At 61.9% G+C, this 7,531-nt stretch carries 7 protein-coding genes; 4 read left to right on the top strand and 3 right to left on the bottom strand.

The window, feature by feature from the left end; all coding sequences use genetic code 11:
- The 3 genes from cobN to cobO form a co-directional block, all read left to right on the top strand.
- The coding region (gene cobN / locus RHSP_RS35060; protein WP_051074039.1) for a cobaltochelatase subunit CobN at positions 1-3,446 on the top strand (3,446 nt) is incomplete at its 5' end.
- Positions 3,443-4,042, top strand: coding sequence for a dimethylsulfonioproprionate lyase family protein (locus tag RHSP_RS04010; RefSeq protein WP_004109376.1), 600 nt, complete (start codon positions 3,443-3,445; stop codon positions 4,040-4,042). The genes cobN and RHSP_RS04010, both read left to right, overlap by 4 nt.
- Complete coding sequence (gene cobO, locus RHSP_RS04005; protein WP_004109374.1) at positions 4,039-4,683, top strand: cob(I)yrinic acid a,c-diamide adenosyltransferase; 645 nt, start codon at positions 4,039-4,041, stop codon at positions 4,681-4,683. Before RHSP_RS04010 ends, cobO begins: the two co-directional genes overlap by 4 nt.
- A gap of 15 nt (positions 4,684-4,698) precedes the next feature.
- Here the strand turns inward: cobO and RHSP_RS04000 are convergent, their stop codons facing one another.
- The 3 genes from RHSP_RS04000 to RHSP_RS03990 form a co-directional block, all read right to left on the bottom strand.
- On the bottom strand, positions 4,699-5,502 hold the full coding sequence (locus tag RHSP_RS04000; RefSeq protein WP_004109372.1) for a helix-turn-helix domain-containing protein: 804 nt from the start codon (positions 5,500-5,502) through the stop codon (positions 4,699-4,701).
- On the bottom strand, positions 5,499-5,864 hold the full coding sequence (locus RHSP_RS03995) for a nuclear transport factor 2 family protein (RefSeq protein ID WP_004109370.1): 366 nt from the start codon (positions 5,862-5,864) through the stop codon (positions 5,499-5,501). The genes RHSP_RS04000 and RHSP_RS03995 overlap by 4 nt, the downstream gene beginning before the upstream one ends.
- A 99-nt stretch (positions 5,865-5,963) precedes the next feature.
- Positions 5,964-6,749, bottom strand: a complete 786-nt coding sequence (locus tag RHSP_RS03990; protein ID WP_037149500.1) for a TSUP family transporter — start codon at positions 6,747-6,749, stop codon at positions 5,964-5,966.
- A 251-nt stretch (positions 6,750-7,000) separates the two neighbouring features.
- On the opposite strand from RHSP_RS03990, the gene RHSP_RS03985 reads away from it, so the two are divergent.
- Complete coding sequence (locus RHSP_RS03985; RefSeq protein ID WP_004109366.1) at positions 7,001-7,405, top strand: cobalamin biosynthesis protein; 405 nt, start codon at positions 7,001-7,003, stop codon at positions 7,403-7,405.
- The last annotated feature ends 126 nt before the right edge of the window (positions 7,406-7,531 follow it).

Here is a 7,531-nt window from a genome sequence, read left to right as displayed (position 1 = left end):
GAAACTCTCCTTTGAAGCAGTCGCCGGACGCTGCCGTCGATTTGGAGCAGATGGCAATCCCTGCAGGATTCGAACCCCCGACCGTCGCCATTTCTTTCTACCGTGCTCTTGTACAGAGCGGTGAAACCAAACCCGTCGAAGCCATGATAGAGGCGCTCATCGCCGAGGGCATGCGACCGCTACCGGTCTTTGCCTATAGCCTCAAGGACGCCGTGTCCGTCGGTATTCTCGAAAGCGTCTTTACCGAGCTGAAGCCGGGTGTGGTCATTAATGCCACCGGCTTTGCCGTGTCGGCGCCGGGCGCGGATCGTCAGGCGACGGTTCTCGAAACGGGTGAGGCTGTCGTTCTTCAAGCAATCTTCTCGGCTTCGTCCAAGGAAGCCTGGGAGGCGTCCGCGCAAGGGCTTTCGGCGCGCGATCTCGGCATGAACGTGGCACTGCCCGAGGTCGATGGCCGTGTTCTTGCCCGTGCCGTGTCCTTCAAAGCAGCGGCTCGTTATGACGAACGGGTCGAGGCCAATATCGTCGCCAGCGAACCGCTTGAGGATCGCATGCGCTATACCGCACGGCTCGCCGCCAATTGGGCGCGGCTGCGCAATACGCCGCCCGGCGATCGCCGTGTCGCGCTGGTCATGGCGAATTATCCCAATCGCGATGGGCGCCTCGGCAATGGCGTCGGCCTCGATACGCCGGCCGGTACGATTGAGCTGCTGAAGGCGATGCAGGTTGCGGGCTATAGCGTTGCCGATCTGCCTGCCGATGGCGATGCGCTGATGCGGCATCTGGCGGAAGGCCCGACAAATGCGGGGCATGATGGCTGCATCGTTCGCGAGACGCTTTCCTTCAGCGACTACAGGGATTTCTTCTCGTCGCTTCCCAAGCAGATTCACGATGAGATCGGGGCGCGCTGGGGCGAACCGGAGGCGGATCCCTACGCGATCGATGGCGGCTTTGCCCTGCCGTTCGCTCGCTTCGGCGAGGTGCTTGTCGGCATCCAGCCGGCGCGCGGTTACAACATCGATCCGAAGGAGAGCTACCACTCTCCAGATCTCGTGCCGCCGCACGGCTATCTCGCCTTCTATGCCTTCCTGCGCCGTTCCTTCGATGCGCGTGCGGTCATCCACATGGGCAAGCACGGCAATCTCGAATGGCTGCCGGGCAAAGCGCTGGCGCTGTCGGAAACCTGCTACCCCGAAGCGATCCTCGGGCCGCTGCCGAACCTCTATCCCTTCATCGTCAATGATCCCGGCGAGGGCACGCAGGCCAAGCGCCGCACGAGCGCTGTCATCATCGATCACCTGACGCCGCCGCTGACGCGCGCCGAAAGCTATGGCCCGCTCAAGGATCTTGAGGCGCTGGTCGACGAATATTACGAGGCTTCGGGCGGCGATCCCCGCCGCATCCGTCTGCTTCGCAAGCAGATCCTCGACCTCGTCGCCGATATCGGTCTCGATCAGGATGCCGGCATCGCCAAGGGCGAGGGTGAAGACGAGGCGTTGCGCAAGCTCGACGCCTATCTCTGCGATCTCAAGGAAATGCAGATCCGAGATGGCCTGCATATCTTCGGCGTTTCGCCCTCCGGACGGCTGTTGACGGATTTGACCGTGGCGCTGGCGCGGGTGCCGCGCGGGTTGGGCGAGGGTGGCGATCAGAGCCTGCAGCGGGCGATTGCGCGGGATGCTTTGGAGGGTGGGGAGAGTGCGATACCCCCCTCTGTCGCTGACGCGACATCTCCCCCACAAGGGGGGAGATTGATGGCCCGTGGCACGACATCGCCTCAAATGGCTATCGAATCCGTTGCCGTGGTTCGCGATAAATTGGAAAAGGCGAGCGGCATACTCCCCCCAATCTCCCCCCTTGTGGGGGAGATGTCAGCGAAGCTGACAGAGGGGGGTAACTCTCCGAGCAAACAATTCGACCCACTGGATTGCGACATGGCCGCAGAGTGGACCGGCCCACGCCCGTCAATCCTCCAAAATGTTTCAGAGGCTCCCTGGCGCACCCAAGGCGATACCGTCGAGCGTATCGAGCTTCTGGCCGCAAAACTCGTGGATGGCGACATAGCCTGCCCGGAGGATTGGCCAAACACTCGCATGGTTCTGGACGAGATTGCCTCAAAACTCCAGCCGTCCATCCTCGCCTGCGGCGATGCGGAAATCTCGGCTCTGCTCAAAGGTCTCGACGGCCGTTTCGTTCCGCCCGGACCTTCCGGTGCGCCGACCCGTGGCCGGCCGGATGTTCTGCCGACGGGGCGGAACTTCTATTCGGTCGACAGCCGCGCCGTGCCGACGCCGGCGGCCTATGAGCTTGGCAAGAAATCAGCCGAATTGCTGATCCGCCGCTACGTTCAGGACCATGGCGAATGGCCGGTTTCCTTCGGGCTGACCGCCTGGGGCACGTCGAACATGCGCACGGGCGGTGACGATGTCGCGCAGGCGCTGGCGCTGATCGGCGTCAAGCCCGTATGGGATATGACATCGCGCCGCGTCACCGGCTACGAGATCATTCCGCCCGCCATGCTGCGGCGGCCGCGTGTTGACGTCACGCTGCGCATCTCCGGCTTTTTCCGTGACGCCTTTCCCGAGCAGATCGCCCTGTTCGACAAGGCAATCCGCGCCGTCGGCGCGCTTGATGAGGATGCGGCTGACAATCCAATTGCGGCGCGCATGCGGGGCGAGATCGCGCGGCTTGAAGCAGCCGGCCTCGACAAGGCCTCCGCCCGCCGCCGGGCCGGCTATCGGATCTTCGGCTCCAAGCCGGGGGCGTACGGAGCCGGTCTGCAGGCGCTCATCGATGAGAAGGGCTGGGAGCGGCGCGCCGATCTGGCCGAAGCCTATCTCGTCTGGGGCAGCTATGCCTATGGCGCAGGCGAGGAAGGCAGAGCCGAGCGTGGCGTCTTCGAGGAAAGATTGCGCTCGATCCAGGCTGTCGTGCAGAACCAGGACAATCGCGAGCACGATCTGCTTGATAGCGACGACTATTATCAGTTCGAGGGCGGCATGGTGGCGGCAGCCGAGCAGCTTGGCGGTGCGCGTCCCTCGATCTATCACAACGACCATTCAAGGCCGGAAAAGCCCGTGATCCGTTCCCTCGAAGAGGAGATCGGCCGGGTCGTGCGCGGGCGCGTCGTCAATCCCAAGTGGATCGAGGGCATCATGCGCCACGGCTACAAGGGCGCCTTCGAGATCGCCGCAACGGTGGACTATCTCTTCGCTTTTGCCGCGACGACCGGCGCGGTGCGCAATCATCATTTCGAAGCCGTCTATCAGGCTTTCGTCGTCGATCAGCGCGTGCGCGACTTCATGGCGGAGAAGAACCCGGCAGCACTTCGGGACCTGCGGGAGCGTTTGCTGGAGGCGATCGATCGCAAGCTCTGGACGCCGAGAAGCAATTCGGCGAGATTCGATCTGGAAAGCCTGAAGGACGGCAAGGAGGTGGCGGCATGAGTGCGGTCGACGAGCTTTTCGTGGCCTTTCGGGATTATCTCCTGTCGCGCAGCGATCCGACGCTGCAGCATTTCATTCAGGGTTTTGCCTGGTCGATGACAGAGCGAGTGCTTGCGCCGCACGACCTGCCTGTCCTCGCCTATCTTGGTGCGCTCGATCGCCCAGGCAACGGGGCTGAAGGAGCCCTGTTCGAGAGGCTCACGAATGCAGCGGATATGCTGCACTGGGCCCAGACGTACAGCATCACCGATTTCGGCGGAGATTTTCTGCAGCGATATGGCTGGGTCGAGCTTTTCGGCACGCGAGGGCATTTCGCAAGCGAGGAGATGGCCGGTGGCTTCCTGTTGCTTGGCCCAAAGGTGCATTATCCGGATCATCACCATACGGCCGAGGAAATCTATATCCCTCTGATCGACGGTTCGCTGTGGAGCAAGGATGGCCAGCCATTCCTGCCGCGCTGGTCGGGCGAGATCATCCACCACCCGTCGAATATCCGCCATGCCATGCGGACGGAAGATGAGCCGCTTGTCGCGCTCTATCTCTGGCGCGGCGGCCCGCTGGCACAAAAATCGATCATATCAGGGAGCATGCAATGAGCGACGAACTGGCCGAAACCGGCACGGGCGCACCGAAGAACGACGATGTCCGTCACGCCGACAAAATGGCCAAAAAGAAGGCCGCCCGCGACAAGATCATGGCGACAAAAAACGATGAGAAGGGTCTGATCATCGTCCACACCGGCAAGGGCAAGGGAAAATCTTCTTCCGCCTTCGGCATGATCTTTCGCCACATCGCCCATGGGAAGCCCAGCGCCGTTGTCCAGTTCATCAAGGGCGCCATGTGGACCGGCGAGCGTGACCTGATCGAGAAGCATTTCTCCGATCTCTGCCAGTTTTATACGATGGGCGAAGGCTTCACCTGGGAAACGCAGGACCGCGCCCGCGATGTGGCGGCGGCGTCTGCCGCCTGGGAAAAAGCCAAGGAGCTGATCCGCGACGAGCAGAACTCGATGGTACTGCTTGATGAAATCAATATCGCGCTGCGTTACGATTATCTCGACATCAACGAAGTGCTCGAATTTCTGAAGACCGAGAAACCCTACATGACGCATGTGGTCCTGACGGGCCGCAACGCCAAGGAAGAGCTGATCGAGATTGCCGATCTTGTCACCGAGATGGAATTGATCAAGCATCCCTTTCGCTCGGGTATCAAGGGGCAGCCGGGCGTCGAATTCTGACCGCCGGCCGAACTTTCAGCTGCCTGGCAGCATCGTCCTCAGCGCTTCCGCGGTCTGCGCGTTTGCGGGGAAGAAGGATTCGATCGCGAGTTCCGATAGCGTGACATCGACAGGTGTTCCGAAGACGGTCGTCGTCGAGAGAAAGGAAAGCTGTCCCGCATCGGTGACAAGCTCGAGGGGCACTGCGATGCCTGCGAAATCTCGCTCCGGGGCTGGTGATTTCTGTATTGCCGGTGCAGGATAGACCGACAATTCGCCCAACAGCTTCGACAGGACGGGATCGCCGGTTGCCGATATCTGCTGGCGCAGGCGCTCCAGCAGATGCGCGCGCCATTCGGCCAAATTGGCGATCCGAGGCGCCAGGCCCTGTGGATGGAGACTGAGCCGCAGGACGTTGATCGGCCCCTCGGTCAGCGAGGTATCGACGACACCGGCGAGAAGCGGCGTGACGGCGGCATTGGCGGCGACCAGCGTCCAGTGCCGGTCGACTGCCAGGGCCGGGAAGGGTTCGTGCCCCTTCAAGAGCATGTCGATCGCGCGTCGTGCCGGAGCAAGCGCCGGATCATCCAGCTTGCGTTCGGGAAAGACCGGGGCAAATCCAGCCGCCAGAAGCATCGGATTGCGCTCGCGCAACGGCACGCCGAGCCGTTCTGCGAGATGCATCAGCATCTCGCGGCTTGGAAGCGAGCGCCCGCTCTCGATGAAGCTCAGATGCCGTTGCGATATATCGGCTTCAAGGGCGAATTCGAGCTGGCTGAGGCGGCGTCGCTGCCGCCATTCGCGCAGATGGTCGCCTAAAGAGCGGCCCGGGTTGATCATGCGGCAGCCGGCAGCTGATCGATGAAGCCGTGGACGGACTTGAGCCGCTCGCCTTCCAGAATGGCGAAATCCGTGCCCTTGATCAGCGGCTCGGCATCGGCGGGACCGAAGCCCCAGGAAAAGCGGAGGTTGTCGCCGTGGCGGTCGCCGTCGGTGATCAGGGTGAAGCGAAAGCCGGGGAAGCGGTCATGCGCCGCCGTGACCAGCGCATGGATCTGCTCCTGATTGTCGGCGCGCATCATCGGGTCGATATAGCTGCAGTTTTCGGTCCATGCCTCGGCAATGAGCGCACGACGGCGTTCGGCATCGGCCTCGTTCCAGATGGCGATATAGCGGTCTGCAATGATGTTTGCGTCAGTCATCGGTCAACTCCTTTGGATCGCCTGAACCGTTCAGGCAGGGCGATCATCGGCGCGTACCGAAGCAGTATCAATTACGTCAGAGGTAATCAAAGCCCGGTCTTAGAGCCCGAGCCACATGCGTACGGGATGAGCGGGATCCGCCAGCAGCTTGACTGCAAAGGCGATGCAGACGGCGACCAGCAGCGGCTTGATCAGCTTGGCGCCAATGCGCATGGCAAGCCGCGAGCCGACCTGGGCACCGAAGAACTGGCCGACCCCCATGACCAGCCCGACCTTCCAGAGGATGGCGCCGGAGACGATGAACACGATCAGGCTGCCGAGGTTCGAACCGAAATTGAGCAGCTTCGTATGCGCCGTCGCTTTCAAAAGGCCGAAACCGGCGAGCGTCACGAAGGCCAGCATCAGAAATGAGCCGGTTCCGGGGCCGAACGCACCGTCGTAAAAGCCGAGCAGCGGCACGAGCGTCACGCCGAAGAGGCCCGCGCTCATGCGCCTGTGTTTTTCGACGTCGCCGAGATTGGGCTTGACGGCAAAGTAGAGCGCGATGGCGATCAGCAGGAAGGGCAGGATGGTGCGCAGGACATCGCTCGGCATCACCGTCGCCAGCATCGCGCCGAACATGCCGCCGATGACGGCCATCAGCGCCATCGGCAGCTGTTCGCGAAGCTGCACATGTCCCTGCCGCGCATAGGCGATGGTTGCCGAGGCCGAGCCAAAGATCGATTGCACTTTGTTGGTGCCGAGCGTCTGCAGGGGCGGTATGCCCGCGAGCAGCATGGCCGGCACGGTCACCAGGCCGCCGCCGCCAGCAATGGAATCGACGAAGCCGGCAAAGAAGGCGGCAGCAAAGAGCAGAAGCAGGATCTGGAGGGTAACGTCGTACAAGGCGGGAACTCTGGGGCTGAAATGAAACGCCTTCTTGCATTCCGAAGACGCCAAGGCAATTGTCTGCGGGACACAACGGTCAAAATTGACGAGGCCGAGATGGATGGCTAAAGCGCATCGCGATCTTTCAGATTCGCTTCCTGCGCTTTAGGCCTTTGATTTTGCGCATGTCATTGTCGCAAAACCGCTGCACCCTTTTGCGCGACATGCGTTAGAGCTTTGATGCCTGTCTTCGCCGCCGGAGAGCGACTATGCTGACATATGCTAATTCCACTCGCCGCTACATTCTCGGTCTGGGCTGCGAGCGCGGCACGGACTGGAACGACGTCCGCGCGCTGGCCGAAAGGGCCTTCCAGGAAATTGGCATTGGAAGCGAGCAGGTTCTGGCGGTGGCTTCCATCGACGCCCGCATCGAGGAGCCCGCCATCCTTGAGGTTGCCGCTCATTTTCGTCTGCCGCTGCGCTTCTTCGAAGCCGCCGCGCTCGAACGGGAGACGCCTCGCCTGAAGAACCCTTCCGAGCTCGTCTTCGCGCATGTCGGTTGCCACGGCGTTGCCGAAGCGGCTGCATTGGCGGCCGCCGGTCTGGATGCGGAACTCGCGCTTCCCAAGATAAAGTCCGGTTTTGCCACGGCTGCGATCGCCAGGATTGGCTGAGCACCAAAATCGCGCCGCAACTCCCGCAAATGATCCGTGCGATCTCACGGTGGCATTTCGCCGTCGGCGGAACTCGTGTATTCCAGTAGTTCAAGCATGATCCGCGACGGGAGAAATTTCGGGAAG

Origin of the sequence: Rhizobium freirei PRF 81 (assembly GCF_000359745.1) — a bacterium.
GTDB lineage: Bacteria > Pseudomonadota > Alphaproteobacteria > Rhizobiales > Rhizobiaceae > Rhizobium > Rhizobium freirei.
The sequence above is the reverse complement of the archived record's forward strand: the minus strand, read 5'-3'. Positions and strand labels throughout refer to the sequence as shown.

What these genes read in the sequence shown, in the direction of transcription:
- RHSP_RS03985 (WP_004109366.1), top strand. Translation starts at nt 7,001, where the DNA reads ATGCTGACATATGCTAATTCCACTCGCCGCTACATTCTCGGTCTGGGC.
- RHSP_RS04010 (WP_004109376.1), top strand. Translation starts at nt 3,443, where the DNA reads ATGAGTGCGGTCGACGAGCTTTTCGTGGCCTTTCGGGATTATCTCCTG.
- cobO (WP_004109374.1), top strand. Translation starts at nt 4,039, where the DNA reads ATGAGCGACGAACTGGCCGAAACCGGCACGGGCGCACCGAAGAACGAC.
- RHSP_RS03995 (WP_004109370.1), bottom strand. Translation starts at nt 5,864, where the DNA reads ATGACTGACGCAAACATCATTGCAGACCGCTATATCGCCATCTGGAAC.
- RHSP_RS04000 (WP_004109372.1), bottom strand. Translation starts at nt 5,502, where the DNA reads ATGATCAACCCGGGCCGCTCTTTAGGCGACCATCTGCGCGAATGGCGG.